Source organism: Leifsonia sp. L25 (assembly GCF_050632895.1).
In genome coordinates this window covers 1,393,138-1,415,923 of sequence record NZ_JBODRZ010000003.1, presented here as the reverse complement: position 1 = coordinate 1,415,923, position 22,786 = coordinate 1,393,138, and the positions used below count along the sequence as shown (strand labels likewise).

The 22,786-nt window shown below is 67.4% G+C and carries 24 protein-coding genes and 1 pseudogene; 13 read left to right on the top strand and 12 right to left on the bottom strand.

Annotated features, from left to right (window positions below; all coding sequences use genetic code 11):
- Positions 1–234 precede the first annotated feature (234 nt).
- Positions 235–543 (top strand): PadR family transcriptional regulator, encoded by a 309-nt coding sequence (locus tag ACRAWC_RS10850; protein ID WP_431347732.1) that lies wholly within the window; start codon positions 235–237, stop codon positions 541–543.
- Positions 540–1,786: pseudogene (locus tag ACRAWC_RS10845) on the top strand (APC family permease); the annotation flags it as partial. The gene ACRAWC_RS10850 and the pseudogene ACRAWC_RS10845, both read left to right, overlap by 4 nt.
- Positions 1,787–1,877: 91 nt before the next feature.
- On the opposite strand, the gene ACRAWC_RS10840 reads toward ACRAWC_RS10845, so the two are convergent.
- The 3 genes from ACRAWC_RS10840 to ACRAWC_RS10830 form a co-directional block, all read right to left on the bottom strand.
- Positions 1,878–2,567, bottom strand: a complete 690-nt coding sequence (locus ACRAWC_RS10840) for a hypothetical protein (protein WP_431347731.1) — start codon at positions 2,565–2,567, stop codon at positions 1,878–1,880.
- Positions 2,560–3,096 carry a hypothetical protein gene (locus ACRAWC_RS10835; RefSeq protein WP_431347730.1) on the bottom strand — a complete coding sequence of 179 codons (537 nt, stop codon included), beginning with the start codon at positions 3,094–3,096 and terminating at the stop codon, positions 2,560–2,562. Before ACRAWC_RS10835 ends, ACRAWC_RS10840 begins: the two co-directional genes overlap by 8 nt.
- 113 nt (positions 3,097–3,209) lie before the next feature.
- Positions 3,210–3,506 carry an ArsR/SmtB family transcription factor gene (locus tag ACRAWC_RS10830; protein ID WP_431347729.1) on the bottom strand — a complete coding sequence of 99 codons (297 nt, stop codon included), beginning with the start codon at positions 3,504–3,506 and terminating at the stop codon, positions 3,210–3,212.
- Positions 3,507–3,518: 12 nt separating this feature from the next.
- Between ACRAWC_RS10830 and ACRAWC_RS10825 the strand changes: the two genes are divergently transcribed.
- From ACRAWC_RS10825 to ACRAWC_RS10810, 4 genes are read left to right on the top strand one after another with little or no spacing between them, the layout of a single operon-like run.
- Entirely contained in the window at positions 3,519–4,430 is a 912-nt protein-coding gene (locus tag ACRAWC_RS10825) for a metalloregulator ArsR/SmtB family transcription factor (RefSeq protein WP_431347728.1), read from the top strand.
- Positions 4,431–4,485: 55 nt separating this feature from the next.
- A complete protein-coding gene (locus tag ACRAWC_RS10820; protein ID WP_431347727.1) occupies positions 4,486–4,899 on the top strand; it encodes an arsenate reductase ArsC in 414 nt (137 codons plus the stop codon).
- 5 nt (positions 4,900–4,904) lie between these two features.
- The gene (locus tag ACRAWC_RS10815) at positions 4,905–5,567 is read left to right on the top strand and encodes an arsenate reductase ArsC (protein WP_431347726.1); all 663 of its coding nucleotides are present in this window, start codon (positions 4,905–4,907) and stop codon (positions 5,565–5,567) included.
- Between the two features lie 40 nt (positions 5,568–5,607).
- The gene (locus ACRAWC_RS10810; protein ID WP_431347725.1) at positions 5,608–6,324 is read left to right on the top strand and encodes an aquaporin; all 717 of its coding nucleotides are present in this window, start codon (positions 5,608–5,610) and stop codon (positions 6,322–6,324) included.
- A gap of 183 nt (positions 6,325–6,507) precedes the next feature.
- On the opposite strand, the gene ACRAWC_RS10805 is transcribed toward ACRAWC_RS10810, so the two are convergent.
- The 3 genes from ACRAWC_RS10805 to ACRAWC_RS10795 form a co-directional block, all read right to left on the bottom strand.
- Entirely contained in the window at positions 6,508–6,774 is a 267-nt protein-coding gene (locus ACRAWC_RS10805; protein WP_431347724.1) for a metal-sensitive transcriptional regulator, read from the bottom strand.
- A 70-nt stretch (positions 6,775–6,844) separates the two neighbouring features.
- Positions 6,845–7,201 carry a thioredoxin gene (gene trxA, locus ACRAWC_RS10800; protein ID WP_431347723.1) on the bottom strand — a complete coding sequence of 119 codons (357 nt, stop codon included), beginning with the start codon at positions 7,199–7,201 and terminating at the stop codon, positions 6,845–6,847.
- Positions 7,202–7,203: 2 nt separating this feature from the next.
- Entirely contained in the window at positions 7,204–7,386 is a 183-nt protein-coding gene (locus ACRAWC_RS10795; RefSeq protein WP_431347722.1) for a hypothetical protein, read from the bottom strand.
- 106 nt (positions 7,387–7,492) lie between these two features.
- On the opposite strand from ACRAWC_RS10795, the gene ACRAWC_RS10790 reads away from it, so the two are divergent.
- Positions 7,493–9,148: an FAD-dependent oxidoreductase gene (locus tag ACRAWC_RS10790; RefSeq protein ID WP_431347721.1), complete on the top strand. Its 1,656-nt coding sequence runs from the start codon at positions 7,493–7,495 to the stop codon at positions 9,146–9,148.
- 83 nt (positions 9,149–9,231) lie between these two features.
- Complete coding sequence (locus ACRAWC_RS10785; RefSeq protein ID WP_431347720.1) at positions 9,232–10,269, top strand: YeiH family protein; 1,038 nt, start codon at positions 9,232–9,234, stop codon at positions 10,267–10,269.
- A 6-nt stretch (positions 10,270–10,275) separates the two neighbouring features.
- Here ACRAWC_RS10785 and ACRAWC_RS10780 read toward each other — a convergent pair whose 3' ends face one another.
- Positions 10,276–11,166: a LysR family transcriptional regulator gene (locus tag ACRAWC_RS10780; RefSeq protein ID WP_431347719.1), complete on the bottom strand. Its 891-nt coding sequence runs from the start codon at positions 11,164–11,166 to the stop codon at positions 10,276–10,278.
- Between the two features lie 55 nt (positions 11,167–11,221).
- Positions 11,222–11,674 carry a DsrE family protein gene (locus tag ACRAWC_RS10775; RefSeq protein WP_431347718.1) on the bottom strand — a complete coding sequence of 151 codons (453 nt, stop codon included), beginning with the start codon at positions 11,672–11,674 and terminating at the stop codon, positions 11,222–11,224.
- A gap of 79 nt (positions 11,675–11,753) precedes the next feature.
- Between ACRAWC_RS10775 and ACRAWC_RS10770 the strand changes: the two genes are divergently transcribed.
- A complete protein-coding gene (locus ACRAWC_RS10770; protein ID WP_431347717.1) occupies positions 11,754–12,683 on the top strand; it encodes a LysR family transcriptional regulator in 930 nt (309 codons plus the stop codon).
- An 8-nt stretch (positions 12,684–12,691) separates the two neighbouring features.
- Here ACRAWC_RS10770 and ACRAWC_RS10765 read toward each other — a convergent pair whose 3' ends face one another.
- Entirely contained in the window at positions 12,692–13,996 is a 1,305-nt protein-coding gene (locus tag ACRAWC_RS10765) for a chloride channel protein (protein WP_431347716.1), read from the bottom strand.
- 238 nt (positions 13,997–14,234) lie between these two features.
- Between ACRAWC_RS10765 and pstS the strand changes: the two genes are divergently transcribed.
- Positions 14,235–15,329: a phosphate ABC transporter substrate-binding protein PstS gene (gene pstS / locus ACRAWC_RS10760; RefSeq protein ID WP_431347715.1), complete on the top strand. Its 1,095-nt coding sequence runs from the start codon at positions 14,235–14,237 to the stop codon at positions 15,327–15,329.
- A gap of 200 nt (positions 15,330–15,529) precedes the next feature.
- Here pstS and ACRAWC_RS10755 read toward each other — a convergent pair whose 3' ends face one another.
- Both ACRAWC_RS10755 and ACRAWC_RS10750 read right to left on the bottom strand, forming a co-directional pair.
- On the bottom strand, positions 15,530–16,816 hold the full coding sequence (locus tag ACRAWC_RS10755) for an alpha/beta hydrolase (protein ID WP_431347714.1): 1,287 nt from the start codon (positions 16,814–16,816) through the stop codon (positions 15,530–15,532).
- Positions 16,817–17,093: 277 nt separating this feature from the next.
- A complete protein-coding gene (locus tag ACRAWC_RS10750; protein WP_431347713.1) occupies positions 17,094–18,581 on the bottom strand; it encodes a glycosyltransferase family 39 protein in 1,488 nt (495 codons plus the stop codon).
- Between the two features lie 233 nt (positions 18,582–18,814).
- On the opposite strand from ACRAWC_RS10750, the gene ACRAWC_RS10745 reads away from it, so the two are divergent.
- Genes ACRAWC_RS10745 through ACRAWC_RS10735 form a run of 3 tightly spaced genes read left to right on the top strand, consistent with a single transcriptional unit; the run spans position 18,815 to position 21,635 of the window.
- A complete protein-coding gene (locus tag ACRAWC_RS10745; protein WP_431347712.1) occupies positions 18,815–19,330 on the top strand; it encodes a hypothetical protein in 516 nt (171 codons plus the stop codon).
- Positions 19,315–20,850 carry an ABC transporter ATP-binding protein gene (locus ACRAWC_RS10740; protein ID WP_431347711.1) on the top strand — a complete coding sequence of 512 codons (1,536 nt, stop codon included), beginning with the start codon at positions 19,315–19,317 and terminating at the stop codon, positions 20,848–20,850. Before ACRAWC_RS10745 ends, ACRAWC_RS10740 begins: the two co-directional genes overlap by 16 nt.
- Positions 20,847–21,635 (top strand): CbiQ family ECF transporter T component, encoded by a 789-nt coding sequence (locus tag ACRAWC_RS10735; RefSeq protein WP_431347710.1) that lies wholly within the window; start codon positions 20,847–20,849, stop codon positions 21,633–21,635. The genes ACRAWC_RS10740 and ACRAWC_RS10735 overlap by 4 nt, the downstream gene beginning before the upstream one ends.
- Here ACRAWC_RS10735 and ACRAWC_RS10730 read toward each other — a convergent pair.
- Positions 21,622–22,662 carry an acyltransferase family protein gene (locus tag ACRAWC_RS10730; protein ID WP_431347709.1) on the bottom strand — a complete coding sequence of 347 codons (1,041 nt, stop codon included), beginning with the start codon at positions 22,660–22,662 and terminating at the stop codon, positions 21,622–21,624. The genes ACRAWC_RS10735 and ACRAWC_RS10730 overlap by 14 nt on opposite strands.
- Positions 22,663–22,786 lie beyond the last annotated feature (124 nt).

Sequence of the window (22,786 nt, the reverse complement as noted above, 5' to 3'; positions counted from 1 at the left end):
GCAAATAGCGGCCGGAGGGAACGGAGCTGGCGGAGGAAGCTACGATCGGCCAGCCGGAATGGCAAGACGTCGAATGCAAGGGCAGCACGCCGAAGGTGTTCCACGAGGGGGTGGTGGTCGAAGGCAACTGGTTGGACTCAGTGCAGCGTTCGAACGGCGTTTTCGGGTGGGTCCGATTGTTCAGAGATGTATCGATATCGCAATCCGATATCGGACCACGATATTGTTGGCCGCATGCATGAGCTTCAGAGGGCGGCGATCGTGCTGCACGTGCTGCACCATGCATCCGAGGAACCAGTTCACGGGGCCTGGATGAGCGAGGAACTTGCCCACCACGGCTACAACCTGTCACCAGGGACGCTGTATCCGACACTTCATCGCATGGAGCGCGATGGCTTGCTCGTCTCCGAGCGAGTTGTTGTCGACGGGCGCACGAGACGCGTCTACACGGCCACCCCGGCCGGAGTTGCCGCTCTCGAAGAGGGCCGTCGAGCCACCCGCGAACTCGCCAATGAACTCCTTCCGGAGGACAAGAAGCCATGACGAACACTCCGGCTGCTTCTGCCAACGGCGCGCTTGCCCGCCGCCTGAATCTGGGTGATGCGGTTGTCATCGGCCTGGGGTCGATGATCGGTGCCGGCATCTTCGCATCCTTTGCGCCAGCGGCTGCCGCCGCCGGCGCGGGGCTGCTGCTCGGTCTCGTGATCGCGGGGTTCATCGCGTTCTGCAACGCGACCTCTTCCGCGCAGCTCGCAGCGCAGTATCCGACCTCCGGCGGCTCCTATGTGTATGGGCGTGAACAACTGGGCGAGTGGTCGGGCTTCTTCGCCGGCTGGTCGTTCGTTGTTGGCAAGACCGCCAGTTCGGCGGCGATGGCGATCACTTTCGCCACCTACGCGGTGCCCGGCCCGTGGGTGAAGCCGGTCGCGATCCTGGCCGTCATTCTGCTCACCATCGTCAACACGATGGGCATCACCCGCACGGCACTGCTGACCCGGGTCCTGGTCGCGATCTCCCTGGTCGCGCTCACGGTCGCGGTGATCATTGGCTTCACCCACACCGCCGCCAGCGCGGCCCTGCCGGGCCCGGAAGTGACCGTGTACGGTGTTCTGCAGTCCGCCGGTTTCTTGTTCTTCGCCTTCGCCGGCTACGCCCGCGTCGCCACAATGGGCGAAGAGGTCATCAACCCGGCGCGCACGATCCCCCGGGCCATCACGACCGCCCTCACGATCACACTGATCGTCTACGTCCTCGTCGCAGTCTCTGCCCTGCATGCTCTCGGCCCGGCCGCGCTCGCTTCCGCTTCCGCCCCGCTCGGCGCGGTTGCCAACACCACGGGAGCCGCATGGCCCGGCATCGTCATCCGCATCGGCGCCGCTGCGGCTGCGCTCGGGGCGCTGCTGGCCATGATCGCTGGAATCGGCCGCACTAGCTTGGCCATGGCGCGCAACCGCGACATCCCGCGCTGGTTCGCAGACGTACATCCACGCTTCAGCGCCCCTACCGGGCAGAACTTACTCTCGGCCTGATCGTGTGCCTGCTGGTCGCGGTCACCGACCTGCGCGGCGCAATCGGCTTCTCCAGCTTCGGCGTCCTGCTGTACTACTTCGTCGCCAACTCCGCCGCCTGGACCCAGACCCGTGAGAACCGCCGCTATCCGCGCTTCCTCGCCATCGCCGGCGCGATCGGATGCCTCATCCTCGTCGCTACCCTCCCGCTGGGCTCGATCATCGCCGGGGTCATCGTCCTCGCCATCGGACTCGGCTACCGACTGATCCGGCTGCGCGTTCAGAGCGACTCGGCGCGCTGAAACCGACAGGCGGCGGCCCTTCCGGCGTCGGCTGAGGGAGAATCTCGAGGCGGGTCGCCAGAGGGAGTCATCTAAGCGGGGAGCGGTACGCCCCGACCCGCAGGTTATTCCATGACCGCAACGTGTGTCTCAGGTGTTCGAGAATGGCTGCGTCGAACTTGATGTTGTCGGTAGGGAGCGACGGGTAGCCTCCCACCTTCCCAAGCTCCTCGTCCGAGGCTTCGTTGATTGCGTAGATGTATCGGTCGTAGAGCGGCGCATCGTTATAAACGAACCAAAAGTAGTTGAACCTTTGTCCGACCTCGTCGAGTAGGGCCCGGATCGGCGATGTTCCTGATTCGGCTAGATACCGGCGCGGGGCAGCGTCGAGCATGTCAGCTATTTCGTTGGCTACCATCGCAGTCAAGTGGACCGCATATAGCGCCGCTAGGAGGCGCGCGACGGCGTCGTAGGGTTGCGGCAATCCAACGTGGAAACCACCCATGTAGTTGTTCGAATTCTCATGCAGTTGGCGGCTGGCGCGATTCGTGGGATGCAGAAACTGTCCCAAGAAGGTGTAGTGCGCCTCGATGCGTTTGACCTCCTCGACGGATGCAAGTTGATTCAGGGAAAGACAGATCAAGAGCGCGTCGTAGCTCAGGAAATAGCGGTAGCGAAATCCAGCCTCGTCCCGGTGCTTTCTTCGCGATCGTGCGCTACTTGGGGTCTGGCTGCGATAGCTGGAGGGCACGGGGTCGAAGTAGTCGTCATCATCCAAGCGATAGACGTCTGGCCGGAACTCGTTGTAGTGAAAGTAGTGGACCGGAACAATGAAGTCCCGGCTCGGTTTCGTTCTTCAATCCCTCGTAAACCCACATGCGTCGATCCCGGCCCCGCCCGGGATAGCGTTGCACGCTAAGGCAGCTCAAGGCCTCGCCGCGATCGTGTAGGTCTTCTAGCTCGGCCCGGGCCTCGGAAAGGGCGTCCCGCCACTGTTGGCGTGTTCGCTTGATCTCGGGCTCGACCTGGAAGTATCGACTGCCTTTCGTCATGAGGCGAAGGAGCAGGGCGTGCTCAAGAAGGGACCGAGTGAGTCCGAGCGCGTCGGAAACCCGGCCACTACGGACTAGGAGGGCAATCGTTGAGACAGTCTCCATCCGGAGATTGGCAAATTCGACAATGTCGTTGTACATCGTCTGGTGCGTCTTGCCAACACGCTGGTGCTCCCCGATCTCTGTCCAGGCGACCAAGAGGCGGTCAACGCTCTCCAGCGCACGAGCCACCTCTTGTTCGATGCGATTGCTCATTGTTGAAGGCTATTGCGCCCATGGGACAATCGATCAGTTCGTTCGCTGCATAGACGAGGCAGGCCAGGGACAAATTTGGCTGCCGGCCAGTCCTCCGGTGGGAGCGCGGATGATCATGCGGTTGCGGTGGCGAGCAGTGCGGAAACGCGGTCGAGGCTGCCAAGGACGAGCTTGTAGTAGGCCCAAGTGCCGCGCTTGGAGCGCGTGAGGTAGTTGGCGTCCATCAGGATCTTCAGGTGGTGCGAGACGGTGGGCTGGCTGAGTCCGACCGGTTCGGTGAGGTCGCAGGCGCACGCCTCATCACCGTCGGAGGCGGCGACGATCGAGAGGAGTCGGAGACTGGCGTGTGCTCCACCGTGGCGTCCGGGTCGTCCTGCCGCTCCTAGTCCAGTCCGGAACCCCGCGCGCATAGACTGGCGTCTATGGGTGGGGTGCCGGAACCGGACGTGCTGCGGAGCTTGAAGCGCATCAGCGACCCGACCCGCGCCCGGATCCTCCGTCTCCTTCTCGACGCCCCTGACGGCCGTGGCTCGGTCACCCGCCTCGCCGAGACGCTAGGCCTGCGGCAGCCGACCGTGTCGCATCACCTAAAGCTGTTGCGCGACGAGGGCCTGGTTGAGCGCACCCAGGAGGGTCGGACCGCCTGGTACTCGATCACCACTGGCCAAGTCGATCGGGTCGCCGAACTCGTCCGTGACGAACAGCCGACGGATGATGTGGCCGCGCTGGATCGGATCGTGGAGGACCTCGCCACCCGCTACCGCGGCGTCCTTGCCCGGGAAAGCATCGAACAGTACGTCCGCGACAGCTACGACCGCCTCGACGGCCGCAGAAACCGGGCCTCCCTGACCAGCGCGTTCGCCGTCTCCCGCCTCGATGCGCTGCTGCGCGCGACCGGCGAACGGGATGGTGTCCCGGAGGTGCTGTTCGTGTGCGTGCAAAACGCCGGCCGCTCCCAGCTGGCCTCGGCGATTCTGCGTCAGCTCGCCGGCGACCGCGTCGTGGTCCGCACCGCCGGTTCCGAACCGGCCGACGCCGTCCGCTCCACGATCGTCACCGTCCTGGACGAGGTCGGCACCCCACTCGGCGGCGAGTTCCCCAAGCCCCTCACTGACGAAGCTGTCCGAGCCGCGGACTATGTCATCACGATGGGCTGCGGTGACGCCTGCCCGATCTACCCCGGCCGCGAATACCTCGACTGGGACATCCCCGACCCCGTCGGCCAGCCCCTGACCAAGGTGCGCGAGATCCGCGATGACATCGAAGAACGCGTTCGGGACCTCCTGACCCGGATCGATGCTGAACGAGTCGTGAACAGCGCGGCCGCCGACTAGCAAAACCATAGACGTGCATCTATGCTTTCTTGGAGAAGAGAAAGCGAGACCCACCATGTCTGACACCAAGCCCACCGTCCTGTTCGTCTGCATCCACAACGCCGGCCGCTCCCAGATGGCCGCCGGGTTCATGCGTGAGCTCTCCGGAGGCCGGGTCGAGGTTCTCTCCGCTGGTTCCGAGCCGAAGGACCAGATCAACCCGGTCGCCGTGCAGGTCATGGCCGAGGAGGGTATCGACATCGCGGGCGAGCAGCCGAAGATCCTCACCACCGACGCCGTGAAGGAATCCGACGTGGTGATCACGATGGGTTGCGGCGACACTTGCCCGATCTTCCCCGGCAAGCGCTACGAGGACTGGGAGCTCACCGACCCCGCCGGCCGCCCGGTGGACGAGGTCCGTCCGATCCGCGACGACATCAAGCAGCGCGTGCAGGACCTGCTCGCCGAGCTGCTGCCCGCGGCGGTGTGACGACCGTGACCATCGACGTGACCGGGCGGCGTAGCCAGCCGGAGCTTGCGTATCCAGAGGCGTACCTGCGCCGGCTGGCCGACGAGCTGGCGGCGAAGTTCGAAGGCGTCTTCAATCGGGAGACCGTGGAGCGGTATGTGCTGGAGTCCTACACGGCGCTGCTGCGCACCGCCACGGTGAAGGCGCACCTGGCGACCCGCACCATCCACTTCGCCACCGAACGCCTGACCGCGCTCGCCCAGGCGAAGGGGGCGCTGCCGGTGATCTGGCCGGAGGTGCTGTTCGTGTGCGAGCAGAACTCCGGCCGCTCCCAGATGGCCGCTGTCCTCACCGAGTCGCTCTCCGGCGGCCGTGTCCACGTCCGCTCCGCCGGGTCGACGCCCGCCCACGAACTGAACCCGGCCGTGGTCGAGGTAATGACCGAGATCGGCCTGGACATGAGCCGCGAGTTTCCCAAGCCGCTCACCGATGACGTCGTCCAGGCCGCAGACGTCGTCATCACGATGGGGTGCGGTGACGCCTGCCCGATCTACCCCGGCAAGCGCTACCAGGACTGGGAACTGCAGGACCCGCAGGGCCAGCCCGTCGACACCGTGCGCGGCATTCGCGACGAGGTCGAGCAGCGCGTGCGCGAGCTGCTGAAGAGCCTGGAGGTGTCGCCCGCATGAAGGTCGGCACTCGCGTCACGGTTGTTCTGATGGTTATCGCATGACCGCGACCGCCACGTCCTCCGGACGCATCCGGATCCCTGTGGCCGCTGCACTCCGTCCTGTCCTCGCAGAGTTCGTCGGCAGTGCCGGGCTCACGGCCGTTGTCGTCGGCTCCGGGATCGCTGCGCAGCGTCTCTCACCGAATGACGTCGGTCTCCAATTGTTGGAGAACGCCCTGGCGACGGCGCTCGGTCTCACGGTGCTCATCGTGGTCTTCGCACCCATCTCGGGTGCTCACTTCAATCCGGTCGTCACTCTGGTCGACGTGGCCATCGGAGGGCGCCCCCGGCGTGACCTCTGGTCTTACCTCCCTGCCCAGGTCCTCGGCTGCCTCGGTGGTGCCGTCGTGGCGAACGTGATGTTCGACAAGGCTGCTGTCAGTGTGAGCAGCAATGAGCGAGCGACGCCGGCGCATCTTTTGGCTGAGGTGGTCGCCACCGCTGGATTGATCGGGGTCATCTTCATCCTCGCTCGGGCCGGTAGGGGCGCGATCGTCGCCCCGTCGGTCGGTGCGTACATCGGAGCTGCCTATTGGTTCACCAGCTCCACAAGCTTCGCCAATCCCGCCATCACTATCGGCCGCACCATAACCGACACCTTCGCGGGGATCGCACCTGCAAGCGCGCTCTGGTACATCGGCGCGCAACTTCTAGGCGCGGCAATCGGACTGGTAGCTGTAAAGGTGTTCGCGGCGCAGCCTGCCGTCTCTCGTTGAGTCAGTGATTCCGTCGGTTGCCGCTGGGGGCCGGGGGCGAAGGTAACCGCCGAGCCAGGGGACTCCTCCGAACAGTATGGAAACCGACCAAGCGACATTCATGACGGGCCGTTCTGCGGCCGTCGGATCGCCTCGACGGCGACCGCGAGGGTGTAGGGGATGCCGAGCCCGAGGGGACCGTCGTCACGCCAGCGTCATGAAGAGCTTTTGGAGTTCCTCGACGGTCATCGGGTCGGAGGTGTCGTCGGGGTCGGTGAGGCATTTCTGCATGGCGGTGGAGATGATCTGGAAGCCTGCCTTATCGAGCGCGCTGGACACGGCGGCGAGTTGGATGACGACGTCACGGCACTTGCCACCGTTCTCGACGGCGGCGATGACGGCGTTCAGCTGACCCTGTGCGCGGCGCAGCCGGTTGAGCACGGGTTTGATGTCGGCGGCGGTGGTGGCCACGGTGGTCTTCTTTCTCGTGATGCCGGTGCGGGTGAGCGTGTCGCGGTACCCGCCAGGGTATCCCGTCAGCTCAGGCGCGCGCCTTGGCTGCGGTCAGTTCGGCCGGATCGATGGCGCGGATCTGCCGGATCAGGTCTTCGAGGTCGCGCGCGGGGAGTGCTCCTGGCTGGGAGAACACGAGGACGCCGTCGCGGAATGCCATGAGCGTGGGGATCGAGGTGATCCCGGCGGCTGCGGCGAGTTCCTGCTCGGTCTCGGTGTCGATTTTGCCGAAGACGATGTCGGGGTGCTGTTCGGACGCTGCTTCGAACACGGGCGCGAACATGCGGCAGGGTCCGCACCAGGCCGCCCAGAAGTCGAGCAGGACGATGTCGTTCTGCTCGACTCGGCTCTTGAGCGTGTCAGCGGTGACGGTGACGGTACTCATCGTCACCGGCGCCCGAAGAGCCGGCCGAAGAATCCGCCGCCGGAAGCGGCCGCCTTCTCGGCGTCGGTGTGGTTGCCGTTGCACCACTGGTTGGCGGGGACGCGGCGGCGGACGTCGGCGATGTGCTGGCCGCAGCCGCTCCAGGTGGTCTTTCCGCAGACTTTGCAGGTGGCGGGGTAGCACATGGGTTCGGACTCTCTTTCTGGGTTCGGTGGGGCGATTCGTTATACCCCCTCCGTATAGTACGATACCGGGGAGGGTATAACAAACCGACCCCGGGAGGAACCAACCATGAAGACCGTGATCGTCGGCGGAGTCGCCGGAGGAATGTCCGCAGCGACTCGGCTGCGCCGGCTCGACGAGTCGGCGGAGATCGTGGTCTTCGAGCGCGGCCCCTACGTGTCGTACGCGAATTGCGGGCTGCCGTACTACGTCGGCGGGGTGATCACGGACCGGTCCTCGCTGCTGTTGCAGACGCCGCAGTCGCTCGCGGCGCGCTTCCGGCTCGACGTGCGCACCGGGCACGAGGTGATCAGCGTTGACCCTGTCGCGCGCACGGTCTCAGTGCTCGACCTGGCCGCAGGCGACACCTTCATCGAGAGCTACGACGAACTGATCCTCGCCGTCGGTGCGTCCGCTCGGGAGGCCGCCGGGCATCCCGGAATCCCCACCCACACCCTGCGCACAGTGGAGGACGTGGACGCGATCGGCGTGCTCGTGCAAGCCGCAGCGGACCACCCGTCGGCGCTCGTCGTCGGGGGCGGGTTCATCGGGCTCGAAGCCGTCGAGAACCTGGTGCGCCGCGGCATCCACGTGACCCTCATCCAGCGGTCGGCGCAGATCCTCACCCCGCTGGATCCCGAGATGGTCGCGCCCCTGGAGACGCAGCTGCGCAGCCACGGCGTCGACGTGCGCACCTCGGCGACCATCGACTCGGTCGAGGCGGGCGCGGTGCTGCTCAGCGACGGTGCGATCCTGCGCCCGGACTTCATCGTCGACGCCTCCGGTGTCGTGCCCAGCGTCGACCTCGCCCGCTCCGCCGGGCTGCGGATCGGCCCGACCGGCGGCATCGCCGTCGACGCCGCCAACCGCACCAGCGACCGGCACATCTACGCCGTCGGTGACGGGGTCGAGAAGGTGGATGCGCTCTCCGGCGAAGAGGCGCTGATCACGATGGCCGGCCTGGCCAATCGGCACGGGCGCTCCGTGGCCGATGTGATCGCCGGCCGCGACGAGCGGAACACGCCGGCGCTGGGTACCGCGATCGTGAAGGTGTTCGACACCGTCGCCGCGAAGGTCGGCTGGAGTGAATGGCAGCTCGCAGCCGCCGGGCGGGACCACCGCGCCATCCACACCCACCCCACCTCGCATGCGACCTATTACCCAGGCGCCAGCCCCATGTCGATGAAACTGCTGGTCGACCCGGTGACCGACGCGATCCTCGGCGCGCAGGTCGTCGGCGGGGAGGGCGTCGATAAGCGCATCGATGTGATCGCGGTCGCCATGGCCGGCGGCATCACCGCCGCCGGTCTGGCGCGACTGGAACTCGCGTACGCCCCGCAGTTCGGTTCGGCGAAAGACCCGATCAACCAGCTCGGCTACGTTGCCGACAACCTCCGAAGCGGCGCGACCCGCACCATCCAATGGCACGAGCTCGACTCCGTGCTGGCGGACGGCGCGACCCTGATCGACGTCCGGACGCCGCGCGAGCACGCCGCCGGAGCCATCCCCGGCGCGCTGAACATTCCGGTTGACGACCTCCGCGACCGGCTCGCCGAACTGCCCGACGGCCCCCTCGTCGTGCACTGCCAGGTGGGCCAGCGCGGCCACACCGCAGCCCGCATCCTCGCCCAGCAGGGCCGCGACGTCGTCAACCTGGACGGCGGCTACCGCACCTGGGCGGCCGGGTCCGCGACGATGGCGAGCGTGCCGGCGGGTCGCGCGTGATGGTGTGGGGTCACAAGCCCAACTTGTGACCCCACAACAACGCCGGCGTAGTAGGTGCGGCGGTGTTGCGTCACGGTGGAAGCATGGTTTCATCTTCCTTCTCGACCGGATCGAGAATCGTCGCGGCCCGAGTGCGAGCCGTCGTACCCGGTTTGGGCATCACCATCCTGATCGCGCTGGCCGCGACGGGAGTCTCGCGGATCGTGCCGGCGCTCGGCAGCGCGCTGCCGGCCCTCGTCATCGGCGTCGTGGTGAGCCTGATCCGACGCCCGGGCGGCCGGTTCGCTCCCGGCATCGCGTTCTCCAGCAGGTTCGTGCTGCAGCTCGCGGTCGTCCTGCTCGGGGTCCAGCTCTCCCTGTCCAGCGTCCTCGTCGTCGGCGTGCAGTCCCTTCCTGTGATGTTCTCCACCCTGGCGGTCTGCCTTCTCGCCGCGTGGGGCGTCGGCCGCCTGCTGCGCATACCACGGCGGGAGCGCACGCTGATCGGGGTGGGCACTGGAATCTGTGGGGCGTCCGCGATCGCCGCCGTCTCGCCGATCATCGGGGCGGCGAGTTCGGAGATCGCCTACGCCGTCTCGACGATCTTCCTGTTCAATGCGGTCGCCGTGCTCGTGTTCCCCCTGATCGGCCACGCGCTGGGAATGGGTACGCACGCGTTCGGTCTCTTCGCGGGCACTGCGGTCAACGACACGAGCTCGGTGGTCGCGGCCGCAAGCCTGTTCGCGACCTCCGCTCTGGGCTACGCCGTCGTCGTCAAGCTCGTGCGCACCCTCATGATCGTGCCGATCAGCGTCACGCTCGCCGTGGTTGAGCATCGCCGCAGGAACGCCGGCGCCCCCTTGACGGCGCGGCGGGTGATCGGTCTTGTTCCCTGGTTTTTGGTCGGTTTCCTCGTCGTCGCCACCGCCAATAGCTTGATTGCAGTTCCGCCGGGCCTGCATGACGGACTGGTGTCGGTGAGCGTGTTCCTGGTGGCCGTGGCGCTCGGCGGGATCGGCCTCTCGACCGATGTCGCGGCGATCCGCAGCGCCGGTTGGCGGCCGCTTCTGCTCGGTGCGGTGCTCTCGACGCTCGTCACCCTCACGAGCCTGGGTGTGTTGGCCGTCACCGGGCAGCTCTGACCGCCGTCAGGAGATCGACTGCACCAGCTCCAGCAGCGCGCGGGCGTTCCCTGAGACGCCCGCGCCGCTCCGTCGCCACACGGCGGTCAGCGGCCGGACGATGCGCAGCTGCCGGATCGGGACCTTGACGAGCAGCCCGGACGCGACTTGCTCCCGTACCGCCAGGATGCTCAGCACCGCGGGATGCTCTCCCGTCGCGGCGGTCGCTCGGATCGCGCTGGTGGAGGAGAGCTCGAGGGCAGGACGGACGGGCGGATGCCCGGCCTCCGCCAGAGCACGCTCGAAAGCGAGGCGGGTCCCGGACCCCCGCTCGCGGGCGATCAGGGGAGTGCGGGCGAGTTCCTGCACGGACACACCGCGCGCCCTCCCCGCCCACGGATGACTCCGCCCGACCACGACGACCAGTTCGTCCGAGGCGAACTCCACGGAGGCGAGATCGGCGGGCACGTCCGGGGTCTCGATGAATCCGATCGCGGCCGTCGCGTCACGGACGGCCGTGAGGACCGTTTCGCTGTTCGCGGCCGTCAGCTCGACGCGGGGTCCCGCTCCGCCGGTGCCCAGGGAGGTGAGCCAGCGCGGCGCGAGGTGCTCGGCGATCGTCATGCTGGCCGCGACGCGCAGCGTCTCCTCCGCCGTCTGACGCAGGGCGTCGACCGAGGCGTCGAAGCGGTCGGCGGCCTCCAGGAGGTCGGCGGCCCAGGCTGCGACGAGCTCGCCCGTTTCGGTGGGTGCCGTGCCGCGGCGGCTGCGCACCAGCAAGGCCGATCCCACTTGCCGCTCCAGGGCCGCGAGACGGAGCGACGCGGCCTGCTGCGTCATACCGGCGTCCTTGGCGGCGGCGGAGATGCTTCCCGTGCTCGCGACCGCCACCAGCAGCCTCAGTCCTGCGATGTCCACCGACGCCCCGATCTCCGCACCCCCTCACGCTATCCCTCTACGCCCGGCCTCCACGTCAGATACGCACGTAGGCGGCACCCTCCCACTGCGCCCGCGCAAGGTAGGAGATGGCTGCGGGGACGACGCCGACTTCCGGCAGGAGCGCCGCTGAGGACAGCCCGACAGCTGCGAGGCTGTTGCCGCAGGCGATCACACCGATGCCGGCGTCCACTGTCGCGGCGACGTCCGCGGCTGCACCGCCGTCGGCGGCGAGTGCTGCCACTCCGGGACCTTGGACGACAACAGTGACCTCCACGTCGTTGCCGAGGGAGTTCCTGGCGTTCTGTGCCGTCCGAAGCAGTTGCGGGAACCACGATTCGACGTTCGGCCCCGTCCCGTGGATGAGCAGTGCCCGTCGGCTTCCCGAACTCGGAGCGGGCAGCGCTTCGGCCTCCGGTGTCTCGTGCGCGGCTGCTCTCGTGGCGGGCATCACTGCGCACAGCTCAGCCTCTGCATGTTCATCGTGCATCGAACGTCTCCTTTGTCGTCGCCGCTTCGCGAGCGGTAGAGTTCGCGGCCCTCGGCGTACTGAGGGGATGATGTGTCGTATGGACGTTGCCCTGGTCGAAGCGATGGTGGCGGTCGTCGACTATGGCACGTATACCGCGGCAGCCGACATTCTCCAGATCAGCCAGCCGGCGCTGTCGCGGCGGATCCGGGCGTTGGAACGAGAGGTGGGTGTCGTGCTCTTCGTTCCGGCCGGACGTGGGGTGGCGCTGACAGAGGCGGGGCGCGAGATGCTGGGGCCCGCGCGGCGGATCCTGCGCGAGACGGCGGCACTGCACGCCGTCGCGCGCTCCGAGACGGGGCTGGAGCGGGGTGTCCTCCGCATCGGCGGCCTGCCGTCGCTGGTGTCGACCTGTGTGCCCGAGTTCGTCGCGCGATTCCGGCGCCGGGCTCCCGGTGTGCGGATCGAACTGGTCGGTTTGGAGAGCCTCGCCCAGCTGGTCGACGCGGTGAGGCTGGCCCGCGTGGACGTGGCGTTCGGCACGGGAGAGCGTGGGTCGGAGGATGTGCAGATCGAGCGCCTCGGGCAGCAGCGCTTCGTCGTCGTGCTCCCGCCGGGCGCATCGCCGGGCACGCCTGCCGACAGCGGCGATGTCGTGTCGGACGCGGACATCGACGCCGACACCCTCGCGGCGCACACCCTGGTGACTCTTCCGCGTGGGACGTCGATCAGGTCGATGGCCGAAGCAGCCTATGAACGCTATGCGGTCAAGCCTCGCGATCTCCTGGTGACCACACAGCGCGACGCCCTGGGCCTGCTTGCCGCGCAGGGAGCCGGTCTGACCATCGTGCCCGCACTGCTGGGCAGCCAGGCACGGCTGATGGGCGCGCGAGTCGCGGTCTTCCCGGAAGCCCTCAGCCGGCCGGTCTGGCTGGCGCATCGCCGCGGCGGGCGCGACTCCGCGGCCCTCGCTGGCTTTTTGGCGATGGTGGCGGAGTCGCCGCTGGCAGGCGACCTCTACGGGGACTGAAGCGCGACTCATTTCTGCACGCTCGCTTCGGCTGGGGGTTCGCTGCGCTCGAGCCGGGCCAGGGAGGCCCGCTGCCGCTTCGCGCGGGAGTCGAGCAACCAGCGCACCAGGGTGCTTAGGGCGATGGCGGCGATCATCGGCACGAGCACCCAGGACACCGTGCCGGTCAGCTCCATCGTCAGTGCCAACGCGGTGAGCGGAGCGGCCATCGAACCGGCGAGGAACGCTGCCGCGCCGCACAGCGCGAACGCGGTCGGACTCGATCCGGGCCAGAACGACACCCACAGGGTCCCCGTGATGAGGCCGACGACGGCGCCGAGTGAGAGGGAGGGGGTGAGCGTGCCGCCGTAGGCGCCCGAGCCGATCATCGCGACGGTGGCGATCGTCTTGAGCGCTCCGAGCGTGAGAGCGGTGATGATGCCGACGTGCGCGGAGAACGCGAAGGCGGCCAGCGACTGCCCGTTGCCCAGGGTCTGCGGGAACGCCAGGGAAACGGCGCCCAGGGAGGCGAACGTGACCGCCAGACAGATCGGCAGGAGCCGGCCGTGCTGGCGGTGGGTCGCCGCCAGGTTCGTCAGCCGGCTGAAACCGGAAGCGGCGAAACCGATCACCACCCCCGCCGCGAGAGCCCACACCAGGAGGGAGGGTGAGAAGGAGACGGGCGGGAGCGGATAGATCGGACCATCGGTAACCAGGAGCCAACTGACCAGGGCAGCGATACCCGACACCGTCGCGGCGATCAGGATGGCCCCGAGGCTGAACTCGGCGAGGAGGATCTCCACCGCGAAGAGCGTTCCTGCGACCGGCACGCGATACGCCGCGGCGAGGCCCGCGCCCGCGCCAGCCGCCACGAGTAGGCGGCGTCGACGTGCCGTGAGGGACGGCAGGAGTTTGTCGGCCCAGGTGGCCGCAAGCGCCGCGAGCTCGCGCGGCGCGACTTCCCGCCCGATCGAGCCGCCCACGCCGACCGAGACCAGCTGGAGCAGCACATGCGCGACCATCGGCAGGGTGTGCATCCGGGCTCCGCCTACGGCCGCGGAGATCGAGACCGGCGAACGGCCCGTCCGGTGCAGCATCCACCAGCCCACGCCAAGCACGAGGCCCACCCCCGCGAGCAGCAGGATCCGGAGAACAGGATCACCGGGCGCCAGGTGGGTGAACGCGGTGCCCGAGCCGTCTCCGTACGCCAGAGTTTGAACCGTCCGAAGGACGAGGCTTGTCAGCACACCAGCGAGGCCGGCTGCGACACCGACTCCCACCACGACCAGGGCGAACGGCGTCCACGTTCGAACGAAGCATCGGGTCAGCGCCACCCCTCCACACAATCCCAACCGCCTTCTGCACGTCCAATGACATCCGCAGATCGACTCATGCACGAGGCACATATGTCCTCGGAGCAGGACAGCTCAGGCGACGTGTGCTCTCGTGCGACGGATTTGGCGCGCAAACCATTGGGCTGGCGTTCATCCGCTGTTCATCTGGACCAGTGATTCTGTCGGCGGCGCTGGCGGGGCAGCTGTTCACATTCCCACGATTGGAAAAGGATCAAATATGAAGCGCAACCGCTATGCCATCTTGGTGGCGTTGGCAGCGACGGTATCTTTGTCGTTGTCTGCATGTGCAGCAAACGAGTCCGGCTCAGCACCCTCGAACTCGGCAACGTCAGCGACCGTGTCGGGGTCACTGAACGGGATTGGATCGTCAGCGCAGGGCACCGCGGAGACAACCTGGATTGCCGGGTTCCAGACGGCGAACTCGAAGGTGACGATCAACTACGACCCGCAGGGTTCCGGTGCGGGCCGTAAGAGCTTCATTTCGGGGGCGGCCGATTTCGCCGGATCCGATGCGCACCTGAGCGACGCGGAAGCGGCGGGAACGTTCGCGGGGTGTGCAGCAGGAAGCAAGGCGATCGACCTGCCGGTGTACATTTCTCCGATCGCGATTGCGTTCAACGTCGACGGTGTCAAAAACCTCAACCTCGATGCTGACACCATCGCGGGCATTTTCAGCGGCGCCATTACGACCTGGAATGACCCCAAGATTGCCGCACTCAACGCGGGTACTTCGCTGCCGGCTGCCGCGATCACGGTCGTGCATCGCTCGGACGACTCGGGAACCACACAGAACTTCACGGAATATCTCGCGGCGAATGCGCCGACCGTGTGGACTAAGCCGTCTGGCCAGACGTTCCCTTATCAGATCGGCGATGCCGCCAAGGGAACTTCGGGCGTGGCCACTTCGGTCAAGAACGCGAAGAACAGCATCGCTTATATCGATGAGTCTGGATCGGCCGGCTTGGACATTGCCAAGCTCAAGGTGGGCTCCCAGTTCGTGAAGATCAGTGCTGCGGGCGCTGCCGACGTCGCAGCCAAATCCCCGCTGGTCACCGGCCGCCCGGCGAACGATATTGCTGTCAATATCAACCGCAAGATCACGGATGCCAATGCGTGGCCGATCGTTCTGATCAGCTATCTGATCACCTGCCAGCAGTACAAGGATGCCAGCAAGGCCGCGCTGGTCAAGGCGTACGTCGATTACGTGGCCGGCCCGGATGCCCAGAAGGCGTCAGCTGCTCAGGCGGGATCTGCTCCCCTGTCAAGCGAGCTCGCTGCCAAGGTCAAGGCGGCGGCGAACACCATCAAGTGAGAACCGTGCTGCCCGCAGGCCACGAACGCGCCTGCGGGCAGCCTCGCCGTTTCAGACCGCCACGCGCAACGATGCGCGGCTGGGAGCGACAAATCAACGCGCGCGAAGGCGCGTCCAATGACCGCCGCTGATTGACTCATGTATGCGGCACATGCGGGCCGTTTTGGGCATGCCGCCGGGGCTCTTCTGGGCAATGTCTCTCAGGGCGCCCCTGGTGAAAGCCCTAACCTCGGGTACAACAGCTGGAAGCCTTTGCTCATCCCCTCGGGAAGGGCCGGGACCACATGTCCGCCGTGGGGGACTTGATAGGTGAACACGGACATACCAGAACGTTGAGCTGCTGTGGCGACACGGCGCTGGGCGGCGACGTAGACCGGGTCGTCGGCTCCGACCGTGAACACACCGAAAGTCCCGGGGAGCTTCTCTCTGGCGAGAATGTTTACCGGCTTCTGCCGGTCATAGGCGGCCTGGTCTCCGTGGAAGATTTGCGAGAGCACCCCGTGGGGCCATTCGGCGCCGGGGTATTCCTCCCCGGATATGTCGAGCACGTTCGACCAGAGATTCGGATGTTTGGCCATCAGTGAGATCGCACACTGTCCGCCGTTGGAGTAGCCGGCGATCGTCCAGTACCGGTGGTCGCGGATGATGTTGAGATGGTGGGTGGCCCACATGACCACGTCCTGGGTCAGGAACGTCTCGACGTTGCCGAATTCCGGAGTGTCCAGGCAGAGGGTGTCGTGATTGGGGTCGCCCAGCTGGTCGACGACGATGACGATCGGTGCCAGACCGCCGTGCCGGGCCGCGAACGCGTCGAGGGCTTTTGCGGCGTAATGGGGGTCCGGGGTGCCGGGCTGACCCATCATGAGGATGACCAGCGGCAGGGCCGGCGGGTGTGGAACGAGAGCTGCCGGCGGCAAGTAGATGCCGGCCGGGCGAGAACGGAAGCCTGACCGAGTGTTCGGGATGACCTGCGTGCCCAGTTCTCCGTGTGCGGGGAGTCCGGCGGGCGCTCGCCATGCTTTCCAGAGAGGCGCTCCTCGGCCTTGGATCGGCTGCACCCGCGGCGGGAGGGCGATGGGATGGCTGGGGAGAATTCCGACGAAATCCCCCACAGTGCGATCCAGGCCGAACTGCGCGTTGATGTTCACGGTCCCGGTCGTGGCGAAGACCAGGATGGCGGCGACCGCGATGCTTCTTCGCCTCCACCCTGAGCGCCGAAGGTTGGCCAGGGCCAGCGCGATGGCGGACACGGTTGATGCGAACCAGAAATTGACCGCGGGAGGGATCGGCACCGTGAACGTGTGCTGAATGCGGACAACGACGAGCCAGGTGAGGACCGACACCGCCGTGCCGCCTAGAAGCGCAGCGCTTGCCGTCAGCGCCCAACGCCGCCCGCCCGAGCGACACAAGAGGTAGATCAGCAATGTCACCGACGCCGCAGTGCACACCGTGGTCACCCAGCCGTTGACGAGGTTGATCGACAGCACCGCATTAACCATCGGCGCTACCCGGCCCGCGCTCCGGATGGGATCTCAAGACCACACGTCGTCTGGCGCGCCATCGCATAGTTCGCTGGGATCTGAACGCTCAAGCGCGATGGCTGCCGCCACGACGGCGGCCACCGAAGCAGCGACAGCGATAAGGATCAGCATCACTTTGCGCATGGTTGAGGATTGCAGCCGCGCTCACATGAGCGCCTAAGAATCCCGCGTTCCGTTTCGAACGCTCCCGATAGGCGCGCCGCGTTAGCAGTCTGCGCGGTGGTCATGAGTTCCGGATGAAGAGATAGACGACGCTGGCGTGCAGCCGGTAGGAAGCGGCCTGGTGGAACCCGATCAGCTGAAGTGCGGCAAGGCCGTAGGTGTCCGGCGCCTTCGGTGCGGTGAGACCGGGCGGAGTGCTGTACTCGACCGCCCAGACCCGGGAGACGGAGTCGAAACGGCCGAGTGCGGCCGTCTGACTCACTGAGTAGGTCGACGCGTACCAGGTGTAGTTGTTGTGGAACGGCGTCTTGACCAGGATGTCGTTCGCCGGTCCGAACGCGCCAGGAGGCGCCGTGTCGTAGGCGAGACGTGTCCGTCGCGATGGCCGGGCGTCGGCATCGAAGACGATGGCGTCGCCGACTCGGGAATGCGCGTGCACGGTGGCGGCGATCTCATTCCAGTCCGACTGATTTTGGGAGTACGGACCGCGTTGGGCCGCCCAGTTCGGGACGGCGACCGCGACGACGCCGAGGACCAGGATGATGCAGATCGCGGTGGCGACCCATGCATGGCGCCTCGCCCGGCCGCGGGCCAACTGAGCGATCGTGTCGATTCCTGTCGCGATCAGGATGCCGGCCGCCGGCGCGGCGAAGGCGGCGTATCGCGCAGTGAACAGAGCGAAGAAGATGTTCGCCAGCAGCAGCAGCCCCATCGGAAGCACCAGCCAGCACAGAGCCAGCACACGCACGTCCAGTGTCGATCGGGTCAGGCTGCCACGCAGCCGCCACGCCGTTCCCACCGCGCCAGCGGCGCCGGCCGCCATCAGCGTCCATCCCACCCACGCGAATCGGGTGTCTCCGAACCACAGCTGTTTGAGCACGACATCCCAGGACGCGTAACCCCCGGCTTGGAGGTAGGCGATCTGTGCCCGCTCGAGGTAAGCCAAGACCAGGATGGGCAGGGCTGCCACCAGCGCAAGGGCGCTGGCGACCAGCCACCGCCTCCAGTGGTGGCGCAGCGACGGGGTCAGCAGCAGGAACGCGACGATGGCGATCGCCATCAGGCCGGTGTAGATGAAGAAGTAGGTCGCGATGCTCAACAGGACGCCGTAGCCGGCCCACAGTGGGCGGCTGCGGCCGGGGCGCACCGCGATCTCGATCACGATTGCGCACAGGGCTGTGGCGAGGGCAGCATCGAACGAGAACGCGCGAGCTTCCCCGCCCGCATACATGAGCCGGGGAAGCACCGCGCAGGAGATCCCGGCCAGCACGGCGATGCGCACACTCGACACGCGGGCGCACATCCAGACCACCAGTGCGACGGACGCGCCGATCGCCAGCGCACTCGGGAACCGGATGGAGAACGCGCTGTAGCCGAACACCTTCCCCCAGAAGTGCAGGAACAGGTAATAGGTGCCGTGCACAGCGTCCACATGCTGCAGCATGTGGAAGAGGCTGGGGAGCGAGCGTCGAGCGGAGAGCTGACTGGCCGCCTCGTCCCCCCACAGCGACGGCACCCACGCTCCGGCCGCGCTGACCAGCGTGGCCATTGCGCCGAGCGCGAGAGAGAGAGCGAGGACACGAGTGGATGGGCGCCGGACGAATGGCTTCGCCGGGCGAAGCGATTCGGTCAACAGCACGGAGCTAGTCAAAATCCTCCTTTCCCAGAAATGGCTGAGAGGCGCACTGTCTATGCGCATGCTCAGCGACGTGGTGCGGGTTTCGGCGACGCCGCGACGCCGCGCACAGGTTCTCCGCATGGCGGTCTTCGGATACTGGAGGTGTGACCTCGACCCGTCCGGCAACCACAGCGCTCCGCGCACGGGAGGTCGCCGCCTCTGCGACGCTGGCCGCGGTGTCGGTCACCGTGGTCACCGTCGGCGCGCTTCTGCCGCGGGTCGGCGCACTGGAATTGCTGGCGATGATTCCGCTCGCGCTCGTGGCGGACCGATTTCGTCTGCGGGCGCTGATCGCGTCGGTGGCCGCTGCGGCCGTCACCTGCTTTCTGATCGGGGGGATCACTGCGGGGCTGGTCGTGATCGGCAGCGGCATGGTGGGTGGTGTCGTGGGGTCCGCTCACCGCCGCGGCCGGGGTGCTCCTACCATGGCGGTGATCTCGGTAGTCCTCGCCGCGGTTGCGGCGGCGGCAGCGATCGGCCTGCTGGCTCTGCTGCCCGGCCCACGGACCATCGCCATCGACGCGGTCACCGGAACCGTTTCCGGCTTGGCGGGGCTGGTCCGACGCATTCCCGCCCTGGCCCCCTCGCTCAGGCACTCAACTCAGTGGCCGCGAGTCTGAGGGCCGACTGGTGGCTGTGGGTCGCGCTCCTGCTGGCGATCGCCGTCCCGGCCGCCGTCTTCGTTACCTGGCGGCTCCTCGTGGCGATCCTGCGCAGGCTGGACTGGGTCCGCGTCGACGACCCACTCGAGGCCGCTGTCGGCGGGGGCGCCGACACCGTCTGCCCGGTTCCGGTGGAACTGCGCCAGGTGGTGGTGCGGCATCCCGGTCAGTCCGATCCGGCGCTCGACGGTGTCGACCTCCGGATCGGTCCAGGTGAGTTCGTCGTGGTCAACGGCCCCAACGGGTCGGGCAAATCCACTCTGGCGATGGTGCTCGCCGGCCTCGCCGTCGCCGAGGGCACTGTCGAGCGTCCCGGCTCAGTGGGCCTGGGGCGTCCAGGTGGGACCGCACTCCTCGCACAACGCGCGGAGGTCGCGGCGCTCGGGGCACGGGTGGTGGACGACATCCTCTGGGGTGTGGAGGATCCTTCCGCGGTCGACCTGGACGATCTTCTCGAAGTGGTCGGGCTCTCGGGCCTGGCGGATCGGACCACCGCGTCGCTCTCCGGCGGCCAGCTCCAGCGACTGGCTCTCGCCGCGGCGCTCGCCCGGCGTCCGGCGCTGCTGATCGCCGACGAGGCCACGGCGATGGTCGACGCCGATGGGAGGGAGGCCCTCGCCGAACTGCTCGCCGAGTTGCCCCGACGGTATGGAACGACCGTTGTTCATATTTCCCACAACCCGGCCGATGCCCGGCGCGCCGACCGGGTCGTGCGGATGCGCCACGGTCGTGTCGAGTGCGAGCACCCCGCTCCAGCGGCGACGGCTACTTCGGCACGCTCAGAGCCTGCGCGTGAGGGGAACCGCCCGGTCGCCGCGACCGGCCCGATCCTGCGGGTCAGGGCCGCGCAGTACACGCATGCTCTCGGGACTCCGTGGCAGCATCGTGCACTGGCCGGGATCGACCTCGATCTCGCGGCAGGCGATGGGCTGTTGATCACCGGGGAGAACGGGTCGGGCAAGACCACCCTTGCCTGGATGCTCGCCGGCCTCTTGCGTCCCACTGCGGGCTCGTGCGAAATCGACGGCGTACCGGTTGCCGAGCGCATCGGTTCGGTCGCATTGTCCTTTCAGCATGCGCGACTTCAACTCCAGAAACGGACTGTCAGGGAGGACATCCTCTCGGCCGCCGGAAAGAGCGCGGGAACGGGCATCGGCGACCCGGACGATTTCGTCGGACGGGCGCTCGCGAACGTCGGCCTCTCGGCGGACCTGGCCGACCGCGGGATCGATGCGCTCAGCGGCGGACAGCAGCGCCGCGTCGCGATCGCCGGCATTCTCGCCGGACGACCACGCGTCCTGGTCCTCGACGAGCCGTTCGCCGGCCTGGACCCGGCCGCGCGTACGGACCTCGCTGCCCACCTGGCAGCGGTACGGGACGAACACGGCCTGGGCATCGTCGTGGTCTCCCATGACCTCGACGGGCTGGAACGGCTCTGCCCGCGCGTGCTGCGTCTGGAAGGAGGGTCGCCAGCATGACCATCACCGATCGTGCCTCCCGGAGATCGCGCCCACCGCGGGCCGACATCGCCTCCGTCATGCTGCGCATCCTGCCGCGACGCAGCCCCTTGCACCGCACATGGGCCGGCACCAAGGTCATCGCGTTGACCGTGCTCACCATCCCGGGCGTGATGTTCCCGACCTGGACGACCCTCGGCATCCTGCTGGCCGTCACCCTGGCCGGATTCGCCGCCGCCCGAGCAACCCCTGCCGCTGTTCCGCGGCTGCCCCGGACCGTTTGGGCGCTCCTGGCGGTCACCGGGGTGCTCGCCTGGATCGGCGGGGGCCTTGCCGCGTTTCTCATCTCCCTGGGCTTGACCGCGACCCTGACATTCCTCGCCGTCGTCATTACCTGGACGACGCCCCTCGCCGAGCTCGCACCCGCGCTCGCCGTCCTCTGGTCGCCGCTGCGCAGGATCGGCGTGCCTGTGAACGAGTGGTCGCTCACCACCGCCCTCGCAGCGCGCGCCGTCCCCCTCTTCTTCGAGGAAGTCCGCGTGCTGCTCGCCGCGCGTCGGCTGCGCGGCGGCAACCGCGTGTCCGGGATCCGGAGCGCCCGGGACGCTCTGGTCGACGTGCTCACAGCCGTTCTCGCCGCGGCGCAGCGCAGAGCCAACGACTTCGGGCGAACGATGACCCTGCGTGGGGGAGTCCCGAAGGCGACCATCCAGCGACCGAGGCTCAGTGCGGCCGATGCGTTGGTGCTGACCGCCGCGATCGCTGGAGCCACCGCGATCATCGTCCTCGGGGTCACCCAGCTCTGAACGAGGCGGTCGACCGTTCCACGCCGGTCAACCATGCCGATGCGCGCGTGCGGAGTGCGGCCAACGCCAGGGCCCAGGGCACCAGCAGGCACAGGCTGAAAGTGATCCAGCTCGGGAGGGGCGGCGCCAGGGCGGTCAGCGCCCAGAGCACCAAGGGATGGGTGAGCACCACCATGAATCCGCCATAGCTCAGCACGGTCGCCACCCGGCCGACGGCCGCGGGCAGATGTTCGCAGAGCTTCTCGCAAGTGAGCACGAGCCCGAAGGAGATCATGACGGAAGCGAGGACGCTGAGCGCCGGGGTCCCGTAGTCGCCCTGCTTGATGTCGAGCGGGAGGGCGACTCCGGTCGCGACGAGGAGCGTGGAGACGGCGAGGAGTGCGCATCCGAGTAGGCCCGGTCGGCTGATGCGCGGTCGCACCGCCCTGGCGGCGTAGCCGAGCGCAAGGAAGGCAGTGCAGGGCAGCGCGGACCCGACCGACAGGGGTGTGTTCGCCAGCTGCGGCCCGGCGACGAGGCTCAGCAGGAATGCGGTGCCGGTCACGGCCAACATGATCGTGCGCGGAAGTCGCCAGACGAGCCGGAGGATGAGGACCGAGGAGAAGAGGACGATGACGAACCAGAAGGTAGTGAACGGCATCGCTGAGTTCTCGCCGTCGGTGAGCGGACCGGCCAGACGCTGCAGGGTGTCCGGTTCGAAGTGCGTGTCCACGAGGACGAAGACGACGCCGATCAGCACCAGCCAGGTGAGCATCGGCCGGAGAAGTGTCCGCATCCTCGTCGCCGCCTCTCGCCTGAGCGCTCGGTGCGTCGACCAGAAGTATCCCGCAAGGAAGAAGAAGACGGGCACGTGCCAGCTGTAGACGAGCGTGCGGACGAAGGGGAACGGCAGGGTGTGGCCGGCCACGACCGCCGTGATTCCGAGTACGCGCACAAGGTCGACGGCGCCGGAACGCGACTCGCGCGGGAGTGTGCTCGCGTCGGCGTCGGCGATGTCGTGCCGGGCGGTGGGTGCCTCTGGCGTCATGGTCGTGTTCGTGTCGATGCTCTCCGGCCCTCCCGTCGATCAACTGCTGACTCGCAGTGAACGCCTCGAACTCACAGAGGCACTGAGAAGGTTCGGCATTGTCAGCGGATTCGGATTCTCATCG